The sequence below is a fragment of the Runella defluvii genome (assembly GCF_014195535.1).
GTDB lineage: Bacteria > Bacteroidota > Bacteroidia > Cytophagales > Spirosomataceae > Runella > Runella defluvii.
Genome location: NZ_JACIBY010000005.1, coordinates 107,100 through 128,292 on the forward strand (window position 1 = coordinate 107,100; position 21,193 = coordinate 128,292).

Genomic DNA, 21,193 nt, shown 5'->3' on the forward strand with positions numbered 1-21,193 from the left:
AAGTCCCCAAGGCTTGAACATTATTTTTTTGTGGTACCGAAAAGCTGCTCATTTTTTTAAATATTGCACCCACAATTAAAACAAAAAAAACGCAAATATGATTCTGTATAGCGTCACAGTAAACATTGACCCAGCCATCGAACAAGATTGGTTGCAGTGGATGAAGGCAATACACATGCCCGAAGTAATGGCAACAGGACTGCCCGAAGGCAGCAAATTGCTTCGCTTGCTTACTGAAATTGAGAGTGAAGGAATCACGTATTCTTGTCAATACTATTTTCCATCCATGGAGGCTTATTTTACGTATCAACAACTTCATTCGTCGGAGCTTCAACAGAAACACCACGACCGTTACGTTAATAAGTACGTGTCATTTAGAACACTTCTGGAAGAAGTTTAAACGTATTTTTTGTCATGCCGAATGCCTCTAAAACCGCCAAACAGTTGTTGGAAAGTGCCTTGAGCATGACAAAAAAACGGGCTTTTTGGCTTTCTGCGGGCTTTTTTATCGCGTTGTTACTAATTGATTTAGCCTTTCCTTTTCGGGTAAATCCTCGCTACTCTACCCTAGTGACAGCATCGGACGGAACAGTGCTGCACGCCTTCCTCAATGAAGAAGACAAATGGCGGCTCTACACCGAGCTCGACGAGATTACGCCCCTGCTTCGCCAGACCATTCTCCAAAAAGAAGACCGCTATTTTTATTACCACTTTGGCATCAATCCTGTGTCGGTAGGAAGGGCGTTGGCCAAAAACCTCACCACGGGGCGGCGGACGTCGGGGGCATCGACCATTACGATGCAAGTGGTGCGCCTGCTCGAACCCCGAAAACGTACGTACGGGAGTAAAATCATCGAAATGCTGCGGGCAATGCAGCTCGAATGGCATTATTCCAAAGACGAAATTTTACAGCTTTACCTCAACCTGATTCCATACGGCAGCAACGTGGAAGGCATTAAATCGGCCTCAATGTTGTATTTTGGAAAGTTGCCCCAAGTGTTGAGCCTGGCCGAAATTACGACGCTGACGATTATTCCCAACCGTCCTTCTAGCCTACGTTTGGGACGAAAAAATCCCTACATCGTACAAGAACGCAACAAATGGCTTCGGCGCTTTGAGAAGGCAGCTTTGTTTGACCCGCAGGTGATTGAAGATGCCCTGCGCGAACCCCTCCGCGCCGAACGTCGGGAAGCGCCCAAGTTGGCTCCCCATTTGGCGATTCGTTTGCGGAAACAATATCCCCAACTGCCTATCGTCCGAAGTACCCTCGTGCCTGCGCGCCAAACCCAAGCCGAGCAATTGACCCGCAACTACGTAAACCGCCTGCGAAGTATGAACATCCACAACGCGGCGGTGGTGGTGATTAACAACGAAACCATGAACGTGGAAGCTTACGTAGGTTCGGCCGATTTTAACAATCCCTACGACGGTGGCCAAGTGGATGGCGTACGGGCGGTACGCTCGCCGGGCAGTACGCTGAAACCCTTGCTGTATGCCGTGGGGTTTGACAAAGGATTGATTACGCCCAAGACGGCCCTCAACGACGTTCCGACCAATTTTGGAGGCTTTGAACCCGAAAATTTTGACCGACGGTTCAATGGCAAAGTGACCGTTGAGTTTGCCCTCGCCAATTCCCTCAACATCCCCGCCGTGAAAGTCCTCAGCGACCTGACGCCCAGCGTGTTGATTGACTACCTCAAAAAAGCCGATTTTCAAACTGTCAAAAAACAATCGGCGGGGTTGGGCTTGTCGATGATTTTGGGGGGCTGCGGGGTTACCCTAGAAGAACTCACCCGACTCTTTGCCGCTTTTGCGCACGAAGGGCAATGGAAAGGGCTGCATTATACTATGGATGACAAATTAAATGCACCCTCATCCCCAGCCCTTCTCCTTGCAGGAAAAGGGAGCCGAAAAACCTCTCACCCGAAAGATGAGAACGCGCGTGCGGAGGGAGTTGGGGAGCGGTTAATTTCTCCCGAGGCCACGTACCTCATTACCAGCATCCTGACGCAAGTAACGCGCCCTGATTTGCCCAATAATTTTGATAATACCTACCATTTGCCGCGTATTGCGTGGAAAACGGGCACTTCGTACGGCAAAAAAGATGCTTGGAGCATTGGCTACAACCGCCGTTTTACGGTGGGCGTGTGGGTGGGAAATTTTTCGGGAGCGGGTGTGCCTGAGCTCAACGGCGCCAATATTGCCACTCCTCTGTTGTTCGATATTTTTAACACCCTCGACTATAACTCTCCTACGGGTTGGTTCAAATCAGCGCCCGATGTGGTTCGTCGAAAAGTGTGTGCCGAAAGCGGCGACGTGCCGAGCGAGTTTTGTACGCACCAACTCCTCGATTACGCCATCATGGGTGTGTCTTCGACGCGCAAATGCCAACACGTAAAATGGGTATTTACCGACCCGACAGGGCAGCGTTCGTACTGCACGGAGTGCTTGCCCGACAGTGGTTACATCAAAAAGTTGTATCCCAACCTCGCCCCCGAACTGATAGCGTACTACGAACTTAACCGCGTTCCCTACGCCAAAATCCCGCCGCACAATCCCGCCTGCACGCGGGTGCTTGAGGTGGGCGCGCCCGTGATTATCAGCCCCAACGACGGCAGTGAGTATTTTTTAGAAGGGCAACAGTTGCAATTGGCTTGCCAAGCTGCCAACGACGTAAAGGAAGTGTATTGGTACCTCAACGACCGTTTGTACCAAAAAACCTCGCCCCAGCAACCGCTTTTTGTAACCCCACCGCTGGGCAAAGTAAAAATCTCGTGCAGCGACGATAAAGGACGAAATACGGATGTGAGGATTAACGTAATTGCGGTAAATTAGTATCTTGTAGCAAGACAAAGTACAATTGATGAAAGACTACCTCCAAACCTTCCCCGACAGCCCCGTTGCTTTCACTATGATTGCGATTGACGGGAACATGAATGGTGACCCGTTTAAAATGAGTGATACCTACCGAGTACGGTTGAGCGATTTTTGGATGGACCAATACCCCGTGACTCAAGCCCTGTGGGAGTATGTGATGCGTGATACGGATATGGTCAACCCATCGTATTTCAAAGGTGCAAACCGCCCTGTGGAAAATGTTTCTTGGAATGATATTGACCAACTTTTTTTACCAAGACTCAATGAGGATACAAAAAACAACCGCCCTGCTAATACGATTTATCGCTTGCCTACCGAAGCCGAATGGGAGTACGCGGCGCGAGGTGGGAAATATTGGGACAAATACCCATTTGAATACGCGGGGAGCAATAAATTGGAGGAAGTAGGCTGGTATAGAAAAAATAGCCAGAATGAAACGCAGGTAGTAGGATTAAAAACGTCGAACCTATTGGGCTTGTACGATATGAGTGGGAATGTATGGGAGTGGTGTAGTGATTGGTATGATGAGGATTTCTATAGTAGTTCTACTGCCAAGGTATCAGTCAATCCTACAGGCCCTACTATGGGCTCGTACCGCGTGAATCGCGGCGGTGGCTGGAGCTACTACGAGCGGAACTGCCGCTCTACGCTCCGCAGCAACGACTGGCCTGGGTATCGCGACGACGACGTTGGTCTTCGGTTGGTTCTTTCTTTCTCTGTAGTTTAGAAGGGTAAATCCCGTGAGCAAAAAAGGGTTCATTTTACCACAAAGGACACAAAGAAATTTGCACAAAGAGCGCAATGAAAGACTCAGACTTTGTGGCCATTGTGTCCTACTTTGTGTACTTTGCGTTTAAGAAACTGGAAGGCTAAAAATATGCAAGACGCTTACACCGAATTTAAAAACACACCCGCTGCGTTTGATATGCTTTGGGTGGAGGGAGGCGTATTTGAGATGGGTAGCGAAGGTGAATATTCTGATTCTTTGCCTGTTCATAAAGTTGAGGTAAATAGTTTTTGGATGGGAAAGTTTGCTGTTACTCAGGCGTTATGGACGTATGTAATGCAAGAAAATCCCTCGAAATTTAAAGGAGCAAACCGTCCCGTAGAAAATGTGTCTTATAAAGATATTATGAACGAGTTTTTGCCGAGACTGAAGAATATGACGGGGCTTGACTACCGTTTACCTACGGAAGCCGAGTGGGAATATGCTGCCAAAGGTGGAAAATATGGCCATAAATACCCTTTTGAGTACGCGGGCAGTAATAAATTGGACGAAGTAGGCTGGTACGATAAAAACAGTCAAAATGAAACGCAGGTAGTAGGTTTGAAAACACCGAACCTCTTGGGTCTGTACGATATGAGTGGCAGTGTATGTGAGTGGTGTAGTAAGGAAGGTGATAATACAGACTTTATTGTAGACGGATTACTGTTTCGTGGCACATTTCCGTACCGTGGAGGAGGGTGGATACATACCCAGGATAAGTGTAATTTAATACGTTCTACTAAAGATTTTTCAGGTATCTGTATTAGCTATGTCGGCTTTCGACTGGCTCTTTTATATAGCTCAGTAGAGTAAAATCCCGTGAGCAAAAAAAGGGTTCATTTTACCACAAAGGACACAAAGAAATTTGCACAAAGAACGCAATGAAAGGCTTCTACTTTGTGGCCATTGTGTCCTACTTTGTGTACTTTGCGTTTAAGAAATTAGAAGGCTAAAAATATGCAAGACTCCTACACCGAATTTGAAAACACCCCCGCCGCGTTTGAGATGCTTTGGGTGGAGGGAGGTGTATTTGAAATGGGTGGTGAAAGTGTATTGGGCGATGCTTTGCCTGTGCATAGCGTAAAGATAGACTCTTTTTGGATGGGAGAGTTTACGGTGACGCAGGCTTTATGGGCCTATGTGATGGCGGGTACAGAGAAAGAAAATCCATCTGATTTTAAAGGAGCGAACCGACCTGTGGAAAAGGTATCTCACGATGATATTATGAACGAGTTTTTGCCAAAATTGAAAGCTATGACGGGCCTTGCATACCGTTTGCCTACGGAAGCGGAATGGGAATACGCGGCCAAGGGAGGGAAATATGGACAAAAATATCCTTTTGAGTATGCAGGCAGCAATAAATTGGAGGAAGTAGGCTGGTATAGAAAAAATAGCCAGAATGAAATACAGGTAGTAGGATTAAAAACGCCGAACTTGTTGGGCTTGTACGATATGAGTGGGAATGTATGGGAGTGGTGCAGTGATTGGTATGATAAGGATTTCTATAGTGCTTCTACAGCTGCTGTAACAGTGAATCCTACAGGCCCTACTACGGGCTCGCTCCGCGTGTTTCGCGGCGGTGGCTGGCTCAACTACGAGCGGTACTGCCGCTCTACGAACCGCGACTACGGCTGGCCTGGGATTCGCTACGACCTCGTTGGTCTTCGGTTGGTTCTTTCTTTCTCTGTAGTTCAGGCGGGTAAAATCCCGTGAGTAAAAAAGGAAAGCGGAATGGAGTGACAAGGCAGCGCAGGGAGGAGGGACGACGACCAAGTGCCTTGTGACGAAATGAAGCAGATGGCGACAAATGAACAGATACCCGCGAAGCGGGTCGAAACTCGTTTTTGACAAAACAGAATATGGCAAGACTCAACGAACTTACCCCAAAACTCACCCTCCAACAAGACGACGGTCTCATCACTGCCGTGCTCTTGGTGAAAGGCTACGACAACAGCTACGCGCTCAATGCCGCAGGGCACATCACGGCCTTTAGTTTGGGCAATAGCCGACTCAAGAAGTTGGTATTGGGCAAAGAAGCAGAAGCGTTAGAATACCTCTACTTCAGCGGGAGTGAGCCACTCACGGAGGTGGTTTTTGAAGTCCCTCTGCCGCAGCTTACGCATTTGTACTTAAACAATTGCGCCATCAAGCAAATCACTTTCCCTGCGGGTTTCAGGTCTTTGCAGCAAATCTATCTGCAAAAAAATGGCCTCCAACGGCTTGTTTTTGAGGGAGATTGTCCTTCGTTGGTGTTGATGGATGTGAGTGAGAATGAGTTGACCCAATTTTCGTTGCCTCAAGGCTTTGCCAATTTGACCTACCTGTATTTAAGCGGCAATCAGTTAGTAAGCCTTGAGGTGGCTAACTTGGCGAAATTGAGCACTTTGTACCTTCAAAACAATCAATTTTCAAACCTGCCATTCCATTTTCAAAATACCCAATCAGGCGAAATACAACTTTGTTTATCCAATGCCCCTTTAGTGGTTTTGGAGTTTTTACGCCTTTCTGCTAACCCACTGCCTGATGATATTCGAGGCTTTGTCGAAAATAACGATAATTGCCTAAACGAAATCAAAGCCTATTTCAAGGATTTATCCAAAGGAGAAACGTTGGACAATGAGTACAAAACACTTATTATAGGCAATGGCAATGTCGGCAAAAGCTGTTTGGTGGAGCGTTTAGTCTACAAGAGATTCAAAACTGAGTGGGACTCTACGCATGGCATTTCATTGGAACAGTTTTCTGACCAAAGTTACATCTTCAACCTTTGGGATTTTGGCGGGCAAGATATTTACCATGCCACGCACCGTCTTTTTATGCAGTCTAACGCCCTCTATTTGGTGTTGTGGGATTCAAAAACCGAACAGAGCGCGTTCACGGAACATCAGATAGGGAAGGAGTGCCGTCAGTATGAAAACTATCCGTTGGGTTATTGGTTAGACTACACCCACAATCAAGGCAAAAACAGCCCCGTGATTGTGGTTCAAACAAAAACAAAACGGGATGGGGAGAAAGATTTGGCGGAGATTCGGGCAGCCTACAAAGATATCTTTACTTTTCTGAAATTTGAGCACATTGACTCTCAGGAAGACGATTGGGACGAAAACGGCTTTAATTCTTTGCTGGCTGCCATGCGTTTGGCAGCAAAGCGTTTTAATCGAAAACAGAAAACGCCTAAAAACAGAGCCGAAGTACGTCAGTCATTGCGCTTCAAACAAAAAGCGGGCGAAAAATACCTTTCCTTAGACGATTATTTGATTTTGGCAAAAGAGGTAACCAATCCAATTAGTGTTTTAGAAAACTGGCTGGTCAAAACAGGAGTAGTATTTTATCGTGCGGGTTTGTTTCAGGACAGTATCATCTTGGATCAGGCTTGGGCGATTGAGGCGATTTATACAATTTTCAGAAGAACCAACGAAAAAGGCCGACGAAACTCCACTTATTACGACATTCAAAGCCGCAATGGCAGATTCACGGGAGAGGACTTGCAGGGAATTTGGGAAGAAAAATACAGTCCAGAAGAGCAAAATCTGTTCGTAAGCTTTATGCTTTCGTGTGAAATGTGTTTTGAAATCACTTCTCAAGAACATCCTGACCTCAAAGAATGGGAAATTCATTTTGAGCAAAGAAGTTTTGTAGCCCCGCAGTTGATGCCCGAAAACAAGCCCAAGAGCGTAGAAGATGTTTGGGAGGGGCGTTCGAGTTGGTATTTAACCTATCGCCACGATTTTCTGCATTACGGAGTTATTCAAAGTTTTATTGTACGTACTCAAACTCTTGCCGAAATGCGGGATATATGGAAGTCGGGCATTTCTTTGAAAGATACGCACGATGGAGCCGTTCATTATGCCCTGGTAGAGTGTCAGGGCAATGAAATTCGGGTACGAGTGACGGCAGGAGGCAGAGTATTGCTTAATAAAATTCGGAACTTGTTTGAAAAACTGCGAGACAGCAAGGGTATAGAAACCGTCAGTCTCGACGGAGAAAATTATGTGCTGTTGGATGAATTGAAAAATCGCTCCAAAGACAATCCTAAACTTAAAACAGTGAACGGAACGTGGATAGAAGTGGATGGGTTGGAAGTTTTCTTGGAAAGGGATGAAAATGCAAGTTTTGATAAACCTAAAGAATCGGAACAGCGAAGCTCAGAAAAAGAACACCCCTCAACAAAAAAAATGATAGACAACTCAACACCCCACGAAGTAACAATGGCCGAAGGCGCCCGTAAGTTTGTGCCTTTCAGTGAGATAGAAGGGAAGATTAAGATTTTGTTTTTGGCGGCTAATCCTGATGATACATCAAGACTAAGAACAGACAAAGAAGGGAAAAAGTCTCAATTTGAGCTTAAATTAAGTGAAAACAAAGATAGATTCGAATTTATTTCAGTATTAGCTGCTACAAGTAAAGATTTTCAGAGAGAAATAGGGCATCACAAACCGCACGTTATTCATTATTCAGGGCATGGAGATAAGCATAGCCTTTATTTAGAGGATACAGATGTTACGACAGAATTGCTTACAAGTTTAATGGTTCGCTCAAAAAACGCTCAACTTGTTATTCTCAATGCCTGCAATTCATTTGCGCATGGTGAAGCAATTGCTCAAAAAATTCCATACGTAATTTGTAACAGTAGTAAAGTAGATGATAAAGCTGCTATTGAATTTGCAGAAGGATTTTACATGGATTTCTTTGACTTAAGTGAAATTGAGGATTGTTTTGATAATGGCCTTTTATCCATCAAGTTAGCTAATTTACCCCATGCAGATGTTCCTGTTTTGTTGAAGGGAACTCCTGCCAAATCATAAATTCAAATTAACTCATCTAAACCATGCCCAACATCATTTACGAATACCAAAACGAAAAAGGCGAAACCATTTTGGTGCAAGCCGAGGATATTCGCAGTACTTCCAATGTCCGTGGAGGCCGAGACAGCGAAGAGTCAACCATCAAAAGAGTACAAGTACGTTTTGAGGAAGCGCTAGGAACTGTAAAAGCGGCCGCAAGCGCGCTCAAAAACGTGGTAGATGAGGTAAAACCCGATGAGTTTTCGGTAGAGTTCAACCTCAAAGCCGAAGGAAAAGCGGGCTTTTTTGCCATTTGTCAGGCAGCTACGGGGGCAGAGTTTAAAATTACGTTGACGTGGAAAAAATAAGAATGAAAATAACCAATTGGCGAGTTATTGCTTTTTTTAGCGCCTATCTCCTGCTAGGATTGGCGATTTATAAAGACTACGGTATTTCGTTTGACGAACCCATCAATCGGGCCAATGGTATCGTTTCCATCCAATACGTGGGTGAAACCTTGGGTTTGCTGGCGCCTAGCACAGACATTCCAAAACTCCACGACTACTACGACAAAGACTACGGCGTGGTGTTTGACGTTCCGCTGGTCATTGGCGAAAAAGCACTCGGCTACAATTCCGATGACAAAAGCCAACAATTGTACCACTACCGTCACTTGATGACCTTTTTGGTTTTCTTCCTTTCTACCCTCTTTTTTTACGCTACTGCCGCCAGCGTTTTTACCAATAAGTGGCTTCCGTGGCTGGGAACTCTCTTTCTTATTGCAAGCCCAAGGATATTTGCGGAGTCTTTTTACAATAGCAAAGACATTATTTGCCTTTCGGCCTTTATCATTAGTACTTATTTTTTGCTCCAATTTCTCAAAACCTACGCTTGGCGTCCCCTGTTGCTGTTTAGCATTTGTAGTGCCATTGCCATCAATATTCGCCTAACGGGCGTCATCATTCCTGCCCTTGCGTTGGGATGGGGCGCAATTGATTTATTTCGTTTACGGAAACAAACAACTCCTATTGCCCTCAAATTAGGAGCTTATGCTGTGCTTACGGCGATGTTTACGGTGGTGTTCTGGCCGTATTTATGGAAAGCTCCCCTTGCCAATTTTCAATTTGCCTTTGCGAACATGAGTAAGTTTCGGGCCAACATGGACGTTTTGTTTTTTGGCGACAGGATTCCCGCTATGGAGCTGCCGTGGTATTACATCATCGGGTACGTGATTATTACAACTCCCCTTCTTTACGTAGTGCTATGGGTACTGGGGATAGTAAATGTACTAAAAGACAGTGTAAGGCACTTCTCGGCTTTCTGGGAAAACTTTGAGCCTTGGCGCACGCAACTGACTTTTTTTGTGATAAGCACCGCTCCGTTTGCTTTGGTAATTTTGTTGAAGTCCACGTTGTACGACGGCTGGAGGCAGTTATATTTTACCTACGGGGCGTTTCTGATGATAGCCTTGTATGGCCTAGACTGGGTTTTTGAGTATGCAAAAAAATACCCTTTGGCCTTAAAAACTGCCCAAGCAGTAGTTCTGGCGCAGCTGATTGTGATGGGCGTTTGGATGGGACTCAATCATCCGTTTCAGCAAACCTATTTCAACACGCTCACTCCAACACCCGTCGCTAAGAATTTTGAAATAGATTACTGGGGACTATCGTACAAACAAGGACTTGAATGGATTGTCCAACACGACAAGCGTCCGCACATTAAGGTAGTAGCCAACCTGACGCCAGGGGTTTATAATCGAATGCTTTTGGACAAATCGGAGCGAGCGCGGGTGGAGTGTACTTACCTAAAACCCTCCGTGAGAGACACCTTGAAGAGAGAGGCGTTAGAATGTGATTATTTCATAACGGAGTTTCGCTATCGGCCCGATGCTTCGCCTTATACGAAGGAGCTATACAGCATTAAGGTGGACGGTAACACCATTTTAGCGGTGTACGACGGGCATCAATTGGTGCGCTAATAATTGGTACAAACTCATTCAAAAAAGAAGCCCCTGAAACGCATTGTTTCAGGGGCTTCTTTGTAGTGTTTTACGACTTATTCGTCAGAGATTTCGGCGTTGTCGATGTTGTAGTTCAACTCGTAAATATTATCAGCGTTTAGTTTTAACGTACCACGCATCGTATGGCGCTCGTCCGTTTTAAACTTACGGCCATTTTTCTTGAACTTCAAGCCTACGACCGACTCAGGCCCTGCCCCACCGCAAAAGAAACAAGCACTGAATGGGAAGGCTGACAAGGCGTATAGGTTCGACTCGGCATCGATGGGAAGTACATAACCCGTCAACAATATTTCTTTACCGTTGAGTTTGTTGATGTTGGGGCCAAACGTTGGATACAACATATATACCGACTCCTCGGGATACCATTTTTTCTTGAAAGTCACGTCGCGGAGTGTTTCCCAAGAAATTTTCACGGGATTATTTCCCGCAAGTGCGCGATACCGAAACTTCGTCCCTCCTTCGTTTTGCTCGGAGGTTTGGTTACTTACAAAGCCCGTAAAAGCAACGGCGCTTATCAGAATAGCAACTACAAGACTTTTCATGCGTTCGTGGATGAATTGACAGTACGTTCAATACAATTTTTTACAAATTTACGTTCCCGCCTCACGGAATCAAAACTTTATCTATCACATGAATCAATCCATTGGTGGCCGTGATGTCGGTTTTGGTAATATTGGCAGGTTGAGTGGGGTTCGAACGTCCCGCGATGGTCAGCCCCGTTGATTTGGAGGCAAGCGTTGCCGTGTAGGAAGCGTCGAACATGTTCAAGGTAGAATTTCCCATAAAACTTGAAAAAAGCCGACTCAACATGATGTGATACGACACAATTCGCGCCAAGACAATCGGGCTAGTGGCGTTGATTTCTGCTTGCGAAAATTTCCCCGCAATCATGGCTTGATTGGTGGGTAAAAACATCGTGTACGCAGGGTCAACGGGAAACGAACCTAACGTATCGGCGTAAAACGTGGCTAGACGAGGGTCTCCCGCAATGGCCCGCCGCGTAGCCTGACGAAATAGGCTAAAATCAGGGGTATTTTTGATGATTTGGGCTAATGATTGCGTTGGAATCGGAATCACCCTATTGATAATGTGTATCACCCCATTATTGGCCAAAATGTTTGATTTGACACTTTTGCCATGGTTGAGGTAGGGAGTACCGTCAGGATTTGATAAAAACAAGCGTGCATTCGACATCATTTTAACGGGGTTACTTAACCCAAACGGCATCGACTCTACGGGCAATGGCGAGGTGATGACGTGGTTGGTAATCAGCGCACGGACTTGCTCAGGAGGAAGGGAAGTGATGGCCCCAGCGTCGGCGTAGCCTGACGCTTTAAACCCCTCGTCGTTGGGCGCAAAAAGCGTTACTGAACTGGTCTTAAATGCGTCTTGAAGCCCCGCATGACTGATGGCCGCGCGCAAAATGGTTAAATCCTGCTGATCTAATAATACGTCGGAAATGCTTTTGGGCTGAGGGTCGTCTTCTTTGCAGCCTACCAAACCCACTATCAGTAACATCAAGCCCCCAATGAGTTTTTTCATCTTTCTAATTAAGTTTATAGCTGAGAATAAAAAGCCACGCCCTTGGTAATACACACGGGCGTGACTTTTCACTAAACGCATAGAAAAGGCGAAAATTGTAACACTTTACGCTTGCAATAGCGCAAATTCTTTCGCGAAGTAGGTCAAAATAACCTTTGCCCCTGCCCGACGAATCGACATCAGGGTTTCTAACATCGCACGGTCGCCGTCGAGCCAGCCGTTTTGGGCAGCGGCCTTGATCATGGCATATTCTCCCGAAACGTTGTAGGCCGCAATCGGCAAATCAAAGTTTTGGTTCAATGTCTTGATGACGTCCAAGTACGCCAGTGCAGGTTTCACCATCAAAAAATCAGCTCCTTCTTGGTAATCAAGTTCGGCTTCAATCAGGGCTTCGCGTACGTTGGCAGGATTCATTTGGTACGTTTTTTTGTCACCAAAACGGGGGGCAGAATCAAGCGCATCGCGGAAGGGGCCATAAAACGCACTGGCGTATTTGACAGAATACGACATGATACTCACGTCGGTAAACCCTTCAGCATCAAGTGCTTCACGAATGAAACCTACGCGACCATCCATCATGTCGCTGGGGCCGAGAATATCAGCACCTGCGCGTGCTTGCGCCACGGCCATTTTGGCTAGAATGTCGAGGGTTTCGTCGTTCAGGATTTTTCCGTTTTCAACCAAACCATCGTGCCCATCGCTGCTGTAAGGATCCATGGCCACGTCAGTCATTAATGCCAACTCAGGAAATTTGTCTTTGATGGCTTTGAGCGCATCAAGGTACAACGTTCCTTCGCGGTAGCTTTCGGTGGCGTATTTGTCTTTTTTATCTTCCGAATAATTGGGAAACAAATCAATGCACTTGATGCCCAAATCGGTCACCTCTTTCAGTTCTTCCAAAAGTGTATCGAGCGAGTGGCGGTAAATGCCTGGCATCGATTTTACTTCGCTCCGTACACCACTTCCTTCGACGATAAACATCGGGTAGATGAGGTCGTTGACGGAGAGGGTAGTTTCTTGCGCGAGCGCGCGAATGGCCGCCGATTGACGATTGCGGCGCGGGCGGCGTGGTATTGAATAACTCATAGTGGGGAAGTCGTTTTTAGTTATTTGTTATCCGCTAACCTAAAAAGAGTGGCACACAGACAACCAATGCCTGTGTGCGCTTATGAGAGACGACGGTCGTCGATTTAATTAAATATGGAATGTTGACAAGAGTACAAACTCTTGCACACGCGCGTCGATTTCAGCTTGAGTAAGATCGATGATGCGCTCAGGACCAAATTTTTCCACGCAAAACGACGCCATGGCCGAACCATACACAATGGCGCGTTTCATGTTGGCAAAGCTGATGTCATCAGTACTTGCTAAATACCCAATGAAGCCTCCCGCGAAAGTGTCGCCAGCCCCCGTTGGGTCAAATACTTCTTCCAACGGCAACGCTGGGCAGAAAAATACTTCATCACCTTGGAAAAGGAGCGCACCGTGCTCACCTTTTTTGATAATGAGGGTTTTAGGCCCCATCGCCATAATGGTTTTTGCAGCACGACGCAACGAGTAATCACCCGAAAGCATCCGTGCTTCTTCGTCGTTGACCGTCAAGCAATCTACTTTTGCAATAACCGCTTTGAGGTCTTCGAGGGCAATGTTCATCCACAAGTTCATGGTATCAAGCATCACAAACTTTGGACGATTGTTAAGACGATCCAAAACGGCCATTTGAAGCGCAGGCACCATGTTTCCTAGCATCAAGTAGGTACAATCTTGGTAAGAAGCAGGAATGATAGGGTCAAAATCGCCAAAAACGTTGAGCTGCGTGTCCAACGTATCGCGGCTGTTCATGTCGTTGTGGTATTTACCCGACCAAAAAAATGTTTTTCCTTCTGGTTTGATTTCCAATCCTTCCGTATTGACACCGTGTTGTTCTAAGGTCTCAATCATTTCTTTTGGAAAATCACCGCCCACAACCCCAATAATATTGTTCTTTTTGGTGAAGTACGAAGCAGTAAGCGTGATGTAAGTAGCTGCGCCACCTACAATTTTATCGGTTTTTCCAAAAGGGGTTTCGATGGCATCAAAAGCAACCGACCCAACGGTTAGCAAACTCATAGTTTTCGTTGTTAATCAGTAAAAAATAAATGATTGTATTGTTCTAAAAAAGAAAAGGATAAAGCCATAGCAGCCTTATCCTTTTCCTTGATTTTTCATATTGTACTTATTCAGCAGCGCTTTCGAGGAAACCTTTAAATTTCTTCGCGTTTAGCACTTCTGACGATTGAGGATATTTCTCAATAAGGTCGCTATATACTTCAATCGCTTCCGTGTTTTTCTTTGCTTTTTCGTAAGCCACACCAAGCTTAATCATGTACGAAGGTGTAAAATACGCATTTGGCTTATAATCAACCGCTTTTTGGTAGTAGCTGATGGCATCCTCAACGCTATTTTTTTCCATGTAAGCGTCACCAATCAACGAGTACGCACGGGCCTGAACCAACAAATCAGAAGAACTGAAAGATTTCAAGTGCTCAATGGCCTCGTCAAACTTACCTTGTTTCAACAAGGCAGCTCCTGAGTAAAACTGCGCAAGATTGCCTGCTGGTGTTGCACCGTATTCATCAGCGATGCTGGTTAAACCAGGGTTACCTGCGCTTCCTTTGAGCGCTTTATTAAGAGAATCGGTTTCAAAGGCAAAAACAGGAGCGTACAAAGCAGCTTGAGCTTGCTCATCTTGGCTACTTACGTAATAGTTATATCCGAACCATCCTGCTAGTGCAACGACAATTGCTCCCCCCGCAATGACGAATATATTGCGGTTTTTTTCGATGCTTTTTTCAAACTTGGTTAACTCTCCTGCCAAACCTTCTGGGCTCTCTAAAAAATCAAGCCCCGAATCTGTGTCTTTATTGCTCATTACTATTGATTTTCAAATTGGAGTGCAAAATTAGGAAAACTCTTGAAACTCAAAAAGAACTCAGCTATTTTTTATACGGATTGAGCGCCTATTTAAGTGACTTTGTTCTTTTGCTCGACAACAACAGTGCCAAAAATTTCGTCAGAACAAAAAAATAGCCAAAATCTGCGCATTCTTTACTGTTCTTTTTTGACCCAACGAATCATTTTTCGCCAAATAGATTTGGATGGCGTCTCGTTGTGGTAGTAATTATTTTTCTTGCCGTAATAATCGTACGTCTGCTTGTAACTGTACCCGTAGCCTTTCGACGAATAATAAGCCGCTGGCATGAGGTTGGCGTAGAGGTCATCTTTGTAAAAATCATTGATGATAACACCCACGTTTTTGATTTTATATTCTTCCGCAATTTGGTTGACCAACAAATACGATTCTTTGTGCGAGTACAACCAACGAATGATGTAAATCACCAAATCGCTTTTCTTCAACAAAGGAACGTTGTCCGACACCAAACCAACGGGGGCAGTATCCACCAACACAAAATCATACTCTTGCTGAGCACTGGTAATAAATGCCTCAAAGCGCTCATTTTGAATAAGCTCAGTTGGATTAAAAGGCGAAGGCCCCGCAGGAATAAAGTCGAGATTTTCGATGACCGAATGGTGAATCGTCTGGTGAAAATCATCTGCCTTTCCCGACAGGTACGTACTAAGCCCAATTTTGTTGTTGTGGTTAAAATAACGGTGCATGTTCGACCGCCGCAAGTCTGACACAACCACCAGCACCGTTTTCCCAATTTTGGTCAAAGACGTCGCCAAATTCAGCGTCACAAACGATTTGCCTTCGCCTGAGAGTTCGGACGTAATCACCAGCAATTTGCCTTGCTGACTTGGGGCGTCGGTCAGAAAACTCAGATTGGTACGGATGCTGTTGACCGATTCGGAAAACAATGAACGGTTTTCCAAAAAGTGCAGCAAATCTTTTTCGTTTTGCGAAATTTTGTGCGGAAATCGCTGAATGAGTCCCAGCAAATTGACGCGCTCGGAAGCGCCAATTTTGGAAATTTCGGTAAATTTCCCGTTGGCAAAACGGGCCAAAAAGATTGAGCCAAACCCAATCAGTAACCCCAAAACGAGCGACACCGAAATAAGGCGCGGCGCTTGTGGGTAAATCTGGTATGCATAACTGCGGGTAAGTACCGTAAACGACGGCAAAACTCCCGCTTTTACAATCGAGGTTTCAATCTCTTTGTTAATCAACAAAAGGTATATTTTTTCGTTGACATCACGGTCGTTTTGAAGATACCCAAGCTCTCGTTCTACCGATGGCAGGGCATTCATTCGGCTTTTAATTAGCGCCAAATTTTGACTGATAATGCCCAGTGTGCTCTCATTTTTTTGACGCTGTACCTTGATGTTAGAAAGAATTTGCTCCCGTACACGGTCAATTTCGTCGTCGGCAGTTTTGACAATTGGGTTATTGACACTCAGGTTTTTACCAATAATATACGCTTTCCGATCAAGAATGAGGCGGTTGAGATCCGAGACTAACTTGAGAAGGACACCGTCGCTGGTACCATCAAGCCCCAAACTACCCACATTGACGGGTTCAAAACGATTGCTCAGGCTTTGTTCGAGCAAATTGATGTACGATTTGGCAATCTCTAGGGTATTTTTTTGCGCTTCAAGTTGGGTCATTTGCCCCATGACGTCCGACATAGAAGCTTGCAAACTAGGCACCGAACTGCGTTGTTTGTACCGTTCTAACTCCGACGACGCTTTTTGAAGTGCTGTCGCGTAGATTTTGATTTGTTCCTGAATAAAATTAATCGTCAAGTTGGACGACCTCTTCTTTTGTTCAAGGTTATATTCTTCGTACGATTCAATGAGTTTTTGAAGAAAATCTTGCGTAAACTGTCGGTTGTAGTACGAAAAGGACACGTTTAAGATGGGCAAACTCGCCCCTTCTTCGGTTACTTTAATTCCACCGTCAAGACGCCCACGCAGGTCGTTCAGGTCGTTGTAAGAAAATACATAATCCTGAGAAAGCCTTTCGACAGATTTGACACTGAACGAAAGCCCCCGTACCGAAACGAGGGTATCTTTCGACAAATCGAAGGTTAGATTTTCCGTTTCGTCTTTGGTCTTATACGTGATTAGCCCAGACTGCTTGATTTCAAAAAGCCCAAACTGAAATTTACTGTGGTCGTAAGAGATAACCTGTGCCGTAAAAGGCTGATATGGATACACGTCATCGTGACGGAAGGTAAGTTCACGATAAAAGGTAAACGGATAATTGAGCTTTTTAATCGCCCCGTTGATAACTTCTTCCGATTTAATGACATACAGTTCGGTAAGGTACTCTAAATTGGACTCATCCGACTGAATGAGGCGGTTAAGCTCGTCAAGTTCGGTTTGTTTATCATTGTACTTTAACACCATCTCGGCCATGTAACGCGGATGGGCCACTTGAAGAAAAATAGCACATCCGCCGACGGTCAAAACCAAGGCACCAATCACCCAATACCAACGACTTAGAATGACTTTAAGAATCCGCTTAACGTCAATGTCGGCGGATACTTCAGTGTATCTATCTTGTGATTGGCTCCAGTTTCCGTTTTGCATAATAGCTGTTTCCCTCTAATTTATTTACCCCAAACGATTGAGCAAAGGTAATTGTTGTAACGTGTCAAAGTGCGGGTTCCGACCCAAATCCTTCAATTTTTGTAAGTGATGAAGCCCGTGCGCATCACTACCAAATGCCTCATAATACCCTTTTTCCATCAATTGTTCGGCCGCTTTTCGTTCTGCCGACCCATACTGCCCCACCAACGACAGCAAATTGAGCTGAAAAGAAACCCCTCTGTTTTTTAGGCTTTGCCATTCTCGCGGCTTGCCATGCCAGTATCGGTAGCGCTCGGGATGCGCGAGCAAGGGCGTGTATCCTTTTTGTTGAATTTTTTCAATCAGTTTGTGCCCCCAAAGGCTAGGCGCTTGCATCGAAAATTCAAATAGAATATACTGACCCTCGATGGGGAGCAGCTGATTTTCTTGAATGAGTTGGACAAAATTTTCGTCAGCATAATATTCCGCCGATGCTTCTAGCACCAAAGGAAGCGAATGGGTTTCAATGAGTGCGTTGGTTTTTGCGGCGGCAGCTTGGATGGTTTCAATGGTATTTTTGAAATAATCGGCCCGAACGTGGGGCGTAGCCACAATTTTCTTGATGCCTAATTGTACGTACTCCTGTAACATTGCCAAGGTCACGTTTTCGTCGGGCGCACCGTCGTCAATACCAGGAAGCACGTGACAATGCCAGTCACTTTCCATGAAATCGAGCGAAAAAGGAGTCGTTGCGCTAGAAGATTTTTTCCTAAAAAACGAAAACATCGGCTGCTATTTAAGTGTAAGGTATAGCCCTAAAACAACCGCAACGGCGTTGAGTCCAATGACCACTGGCGACAATATACTGGAGAATCTTTGGTTTTTAACAATCCGAAGACTCCATTTGGAAGGCGGGACAAAGACGTAATCTCCGTCAAAAACGGGGATATTGGCCACGGCTGGATCGCCAAGGTTGCGGATGTCATAATTGACTTCCTGCTGCACGCCTGAGCGTTTCCGAATGAGCTTAATGGTTTTGTCGGCCGTCGCAAAATCAATCCCTCCCGACATGGCAATGACCTCTCCCAAGGTCAGTTTTTCATTTTCAAGAAAAATCATGCCTTGTCTCCCTACGGAGCCCAAGACCCTGATTTGTAGGTTAGAAATCTCAATGTCAAAAATAGGGTCATTGATGAGGTCTTTGTAATACTGTTCTATGGCCTTGGTAGCGTCTGTTTTGGTCAGTCCCGCCACTTTGACGCGCCCCACTTGTGGTAAAACGATTTGGCCATGACGATCAACGGTAATCAAATAAGCAGACGCCCCTGCCTGTCCCGACGACATGGGCGTGGAGGCTACGGCGATGTTGCCACCTTGCGGAAAAATAATCTCAAGCGCGTTGAGGCTTCGGATTCGCAAACGATCCCCAGGTTTAAGGCGGTACTCTGTCGTATCTGGCAGCAACTCAGGCTGACGGCCAATCATCTGAGTGGTTTTTGTGGTATCTGAGGTGCTTTTTTGGGCGTAAAGAGAGCCACAAAAAAGAAGAAGCAAAACGATAAAACGCATAGCAAAAAATAGCGAGGAGGGATAACCTCGAAACAAAAATACGTAAATTGCCCGCCTGTCCAAAATACCCGATGTATGCTAAAACCTTTCTACCATGCCGAACTCACCGAAGCGGGCCTCGACGAAGTGGGGCGGGGCTGCCTAGCGGGGCCTGTGGTAGCAGCGGCCGTGATTCTTCCCAAAGACTACACCAACGAACTGCTAAACGACTCGAAGCAGTTGAATAAAAAGCAACGCGAAGCCCTTCGTAACGACATACAAGAGGCTGCCTTGGCGTGGGCCATCGCGGAAGTGTCTAACGAAGAGATTGACAAAATTAACATCCTCAAAGCCAGTTTTTTGGCCATGCACCGCGCCGTGGACCAATTGACACTACGCCCCGAGCATTTGTTGGTGGACGGAAATCGCTTTACGCCTTATCCGTTTTTACCCCACACCTGCATCGTCAAAGGCGATGCCAAGTTTATGAGCATTGCGGCGGCTTCGGTACTGGCCAAAACCTACCGCGACGACCTCATGGAGCGCCTCGCGGTGGAGTTTCCTCACTATGGTTGGGAAAGAAATGTGGGCTATCCTACGCCCGTGCATCGGGCAGGTATTCGGGAGTTTGGCCCCTGTTCTTACCATCGGATGTCGTTTCGATTGTTGTAAATCAGCCCAGTACCCCTACAAAATTCTAATTTTCTCAAGCTTGGGTGTGTCTATGTGGTTCGGAAGCAGTACCTTTGCGGAAAATTTCTTCCAAATCGTATTTTGTATCATCCCAAAATCGTACATACAATGGTTTCTACCACGATTGCCCGCGACACCCAAATTTTTGATTTAATCGCCAAAGAACACCACCGCCAAGAGTCTGGAATTGAGCTGATTGCTTCTGAAAACTTTACTTCTCCGCAAGTAATGGAAGCACAAGGAAGCGTATTGACCAACAAATACGCCGAGGGCCTTCCAGGCAAACGCTACTACGGTGGATGCGAAGTGGTGGATCAAATCGAACAAATTGCGATTGACCGCCTCAAGGAGCTGTTTGGTGCTACGTGGGCAAACGTGCAGCCGCACTCGGGAGCACAGGCAAACACGGCCGTTTTCTTGGCATGTTTGCAGCCTGGCGACAAAATTTTAGGTTTTAACTTAGCACACGGTGGCCACTTAACACACGGCTCGCCTGTGAATATTTCGGGTAAATACTTCCAGCCGTTTTTCTACGGTGTAGAACAAGAATCTGGTCTTATTGATTGGGACAAAGTAGAAGCTACGGCTTTGAAAGAGCGTCCAAAAATGATTATCTGCGGGGCGTCTGCTTATAGCCGTGACTGGGATTACATTCGCTTGCGCGCCATCGCCGACCAAATCGGCGCGTTGTTGTTGGCCGACATTTCTCACCCAGCAGGTCTGATTGTCAAAGGTTTATTGAACGACCCATTGGAGCATTGCCACATCGTCACCACCACTACCCACAAAACACTTCGTGGGCCTCGTGGTGGGGTAATTATGATGCGTAACGATTTTGAAAACCCATTTGGCTTGAAAACACCGAAAGGCGACATTCGCTCGATGTCTTCGTTGTTGGATTCTGGCGTTTTCCCTGGCACACAAGGCGGACCACTTGAGCACGTAATCGCAGCCAAGGCCGTCGCTTTCGGCGAAGCGCTTAGCGATGACTACACAGAATACGCCCACCAAGTTCGCAAAAACGCCCAAGCTATGGCAAAAGCGTTTGTCGATAAAGGGTATAAAATCATTTCAAACGGTACCGACAACCACTTGATGCTCATCGACTTGAGCAGCAAAGGTTTGACAGGTAAGTTGGCCGAAAATACGCTTATCAAAGCCGACATTACCGTAAACAAAAACATGGTTCCATTTGATACCAAGTCGCCGATGGTCACTTCGGGTATGCGTGTAGGTACGCCTGCCATGACAACCCGTGGTTTGAAAGAAGCAGATATGGAGCGTATCGTGGATTTGATGGATACGGTATTGATGAACGCTGAAAACGAAGCAAAAATCGACGCCGTAAAACAAGAAGTAAACAACTGGATGGCGGAAGTGCCTCTTTATAAGTAGTTTTTCTCAGTTTCCTGTTTGGGGTTTACTGTTTCGGGTTGTAGAACAGGAAACTCA

General features: G+C 45.8%; 18 protein-coding genes. 10 read left to right on the forward strand and 8 right to left on the reverse strand.

All coding sequences use genetic code 11. The annotated features are described in order from the left end of the window. Window positions 1-97: 97 nt before the first annotated feature. The 8 genes from FHS57_RS13160 (at window position 98) to FHS57_RS13195 (ending at window position 10,405) form a co-directional block, all read left to right on the forward strand. Window positions 98-400: a DUF4286 family protein gene (locus tag FHS57_RS13160; protein WP_183974334.1), complete on the forward strand. Its 303-nt coding sequence runs from the start codon at window positions 98-100 to the stop codon at window positions 398-400. A 65-nt stretch (window positions 401-465) separates the two neighbouring features. Continuing rightward, window positions 466-2,835: a penicillin-binding protein 1C gene (gene pbpC / locus FHS57_RS13165; RefSeq protein ID WP_183974963.1), complete on the forward strand. Its 2,370-nt coding sequence runs from the start codon at window positions 466-468 to the stop codon at window positions 2,833-2,835. A gap of 28 nt (window positions 2,836-2,863) precedes the next feature. After that, entirely contained in the window at window positions 2,864-3,604 is a 741-nt protein-coding gene (locus FHS57_RS13170) for a formylglycine-generating enzyme family protein (RefSeq protein WP_183974336.1), read from the forward strand. Between the two features lie 150 nt (window positions 3,605-3,754). After that, a complete protein-coding gene (locus FHS57_RS13175) occupies window positions 3,755-4,456 on the forward strand; it encodes a formylglycine-generating enzyme family protein (RefSeq protein WP_183974344.1) in 702 nt (233 codons plus the stop codon). Window positions 4,457-4,600: 144 nt separating this feature from the next. Beyond that, window positions 4,601-5,356, forward strand: a complete 756-nt coding sequence (locus FHS57_RS13180) for a formylglycine-generating enzyme family protein (RefSeq protein WP_183974346.1) — start codon at window positions 4,601-4,603, stop codon at window positions 5,354-5,356. Window positions 5,357-5,502: 146 nt separating this feature from the next. After that, window positions 5,503-8,448 carry a COR domain-containing protein gene (locus FHS57_RS13185; RefSeq protein WP_183974348.1) on the forward strand — a complete coding sequence of 982 codons (2,946 nt, stop codon included), beginning with the start codon at window positions 5,503-5,505 and terminating at the stop codon, window positions 8,446-8,448. Between the two features lie 23 nt (window positions 8,449-8,471). Beyond that, window positions 8,472-8,795, forward strand: coding sequence for a CU044_2847 family protein (locus FHS57_RS13190; RefSeq protein WP_183974350.1), 324 nt, complete (start codon window positions 8,472-8,474; stop codon window positions 8,793-8,795). A gap of 2 nt (window positions 8,796-8,797) precedes the next feature. Beyond that, window positions 8,798-10,405 (forward strand): ArnT family glycosyltransferase, encoded by a 1,608-nt coding sequence (locus FHS57_RS13195; RefSeq protein WP_183974352.1) that lies wholly within the window; start codon window positions 8,798-8,800, stop codon window positions 10,403-10,405. Between the two features lie 77 nt (window positions 10,406-10,482). Here the strand turns inward: FHS57_RS13195 and FHS57_RS13200 are convergent, their stop codons facing one another. The 8 genes from FHS57_RS13200 to FHS57_RS13235 all read right to left on the reverse strand — a co-directional run bounded on the left by FHS57_RS13200 (window position 10,483) and on the right by FHS57_RS13235 (window position 19,069). Beyond that, window positions 10,483-10,989, reverse strand: a complete 507-nt coding sequence (locus tag FHS57_RS13200; RefSeq protein ID WP_028524854.1) for a hypothetical protein — start codon at window positions 10,987-10,989, stop codon at window positions 10,483-10,485. Between the two features lie 61 nt (window positions 10,990-11,050). Continuing rightward, the gene (locus tag FHS57_RS13205; RefSeq protein ID WP_183974353.1) at window positions 11,051-11,989 is read right to left on the reverse strand and encodes a fasciclin domain-containing protein; all 939 of its coding nucleotides are present in this window, start codon (window positions 11,987-11,989) and stop codon (window positions 11,051-11,053) included. A 105-nt stretch (window positions 11,990-12,094) separates the two neighbouring features. Then, window positions 12,095-13,075 (reverse strand): porphobilinogen synthase, encoded by a 981-nt coding sequence (hemB, locus tag FHS57_RS13210; protein ID WP_183974354.1) that lies wholly within the window; start codon window positions 13,073-13,075, stop codon window positions 12,095-12,097. Between the two features lie 108 nt (window positions 13,076-13,183). After that, window positions 13,184-14,098: a PfkB family carbohydrate kinase gene (locus tag FHS57_RS13215; protein ID WP_028524851.1), complete on the reverse strand. Its 915-nt coding sequence runs from the start codon at window positions 14,096-14,098 to the stop codon at window positions 13,184-13,186. 106 nt (window positions 14,099-14,204) lie between these two features. Next, window positions 14,205-14,900: a tetratricopeptide repeat protein gene (locus FHS57_RS13220; protein WP_183974355.1), complete on the reverse strand. Its 696-nt coding sequence runs from the start codon at window positions 14,898-14,900 to the stop codon at window positions 14,205-14,207. Window positions 14,901-15,076: 176 nt separating this feature from the next. Further along, window positions 15,077-17,521, reverse strand: a complete 2,445-nt coding sequence (locus tag FHS57_RS13225) for a GumC family protein (protein WP_183974356.1) — start codon at window positions 17,519-17,521, stop codon at window positions 15,077-15,079. Window positions 17,522-17,545: 24 nt separating this feature from the next. Continuing rightward, window positions 17,546-18,286 (reverse strand): tyrosine-protein phosphatase, encoded by a 741-nt coding sequence (locus FHS57_RS13230; protein ID WP_221225624.1) that lies wholly within the window; start codon window positions 18,284-18,286, stop codon window positions 17,546-17,548. A gap of 6 nt (window positions 18,287-18,292) precedes the next feature. Beyond that, window positions 18,293-19,069, reverse strand: coding sequence for a polysaccharide biosynthesis/export family protein (locus FHS57_RS13235; protein WP_183974358.1), 777 nt, complete (start codon window positions 19,067-19,069; stop codon window positions 18,293-18,295). A gap of 75 nt (window positions 19,070-19,144) precedes the next feature. On the opposite strand from FHS57_RS13235, the gene rnhB reads away from it, so the two are divergent. Beyond that, window positions 19,145-19,720, forward strand: coding sequence for a ribonuclease HII (gene rnhB, locus FHS57_RS13240; RefSeq protein ID WP_183974359.1), 576 nt, complete (start codon window positions 19,145-19,147; stop codon window positions 19,718-19,720). A gap of 129 nt (window positions 19,721-19,849) precedes the next feature. After that, window positions 19,850-21,136: a serine hydroxymethyltransferase gene (gene glyA / locus FHS57_RS13245; protein ID WP_183974361.1), complete on the forward strand. Its 1,287-nt coding sequence runs from the start codon at window positions 19,850-19,852 to the stop codon at window positions 21,134-21,136. The last annotated feature ends 57 nt before the right edge of the window (window positions 21,137-21,193 follow it).

Excerpts from the sequence above, each read along its gene's own strand:
- pbpC (WP_183974963.1), top strand. The coding sequence starts at position 466 with ATGACAAAAAAACGGGCTTTTTGGCTTTCTGCGGGCTTTTTTATCGCG.
- FHS57_RS13200 (WP_028524854.1), bottom strand. The coding sequence starts at position 10,989 with ATGAAAAGTCTTGTAGTTGCTATTCTGATAAGCGCCGTTGCTTTTACG.
- FHS57_RS13235 (WP_183974358.1), bottom strand. The coding sequence starts at position 19,069 with ATGCGTTTTATCGTTTTGCTTCTTCTTTTTTGTGGCTCTCTTTACGCC.
- FHS57_RS13185 (WP_183974348.1), top strand. The coding sequence starts at position 5,503 with ATGGCAAGACTCAACGAACTTACCCCAAAACTCACCCTCCAACAAGAC.
- rnhB (WP_183974359.1), top strand. The coding sequence starts at position 19,145 with ATGCTAAAACCTTTCTACCATGCCGAACTCACCGAAGCGGGCCTCGAC.
- hemB (WP_183974354.1), bottom strand. The coding sequence starts at position 13,075 with ATGAGTTATTCAATACCACGCCGCCCGCGCCGCAATCGTCAATCGGCG.
- glyA (WP_183974361.1), top strand. The coding sequence starts at position 19,850 with ATGGTTTCTACCACGATTGCCCGCGACACCCAAATTTTTGATTTAATC.
- FHS57_RS13160 (WP_183974334.1), top strand. The coding sequence starts at position 98 with ATGATTCTGTATAGCGTCACAGTAAACATTGACCCAGCCATCGAACAA.
- FHS57_RS13220 (WP_183974355.1), bottom strand. The coding sequence starts at position 14,900 with ATGAGCAATAAAGACACAGATTCGGGGCTTGATTTTTTAGAGAGCCCA.
- FHS57_RS13230 (WP_221225624.1), bottom strand. The coding sequence starts at position 18,286 with ATGTTTTCGTTTTTTAGGAAAAAATCTTCTAGCGCAACGACTCCTTTT.
- FHS57_RS13215 (WP_028524851.1), bottom strand. The coding sequence starts at position 14,098 with ATGAGTTTGCTAACCGTTGGGTCGGTTGCTTTTGATGCCATCGAAACC.
- FHS57_RS13190 (WP_183974350.1), top strand. The coding sequence starts at position 8,472 with ATGCCCAACATCATTTACGAATACCAAAACGAAAAAGGCGAAACCATT.
- FHS57_RS13170 (WP_183974336.1), top strand. The coding sequence starts at position 2,864 with ATGAAAGACTACCTCCAAACCTTCCCCGACAGCCCCGTTGCTTTCACT.
- FHS57_RS13175 (WP_183974344.1), top strand. The coding sequence starts at position 3,755 with ATGCAAGACGCTTACACCGAATTTAAAAACACACCCGCTGCGTTTGAT.
- FHS57_RS13180 (WP_183974346.1), top strand. The coding sequence starts at position 4,601 with ATGCAAGACTCCTACACCGAATTTGAAAACACCCCCGCCGCGTTTGAG.
- FHS57_RS13195 (WP_183974352.1), top strand. The coding sequence starts at position 8,798 with ATGAAAATAACCAATTGGCGAGTTATTGCTTTTTTTAGCGCCTATCTC.
- FHS57_RS13225 (WP_183974356.1), bottom strand. The coding sequence starts at position 17,521 with ATGCAAAACGGAAACTGGAGCCAATCACAAGATAGATACACTGAAGTA.
- FHS57_RS13205 (WP_183974353.1), bottom strand. The coding sequence starts at position 11,989 with ATGAAAAAACTCATTGGGGGCTTGATGTTACTGATAGTGGGTTTGGTA.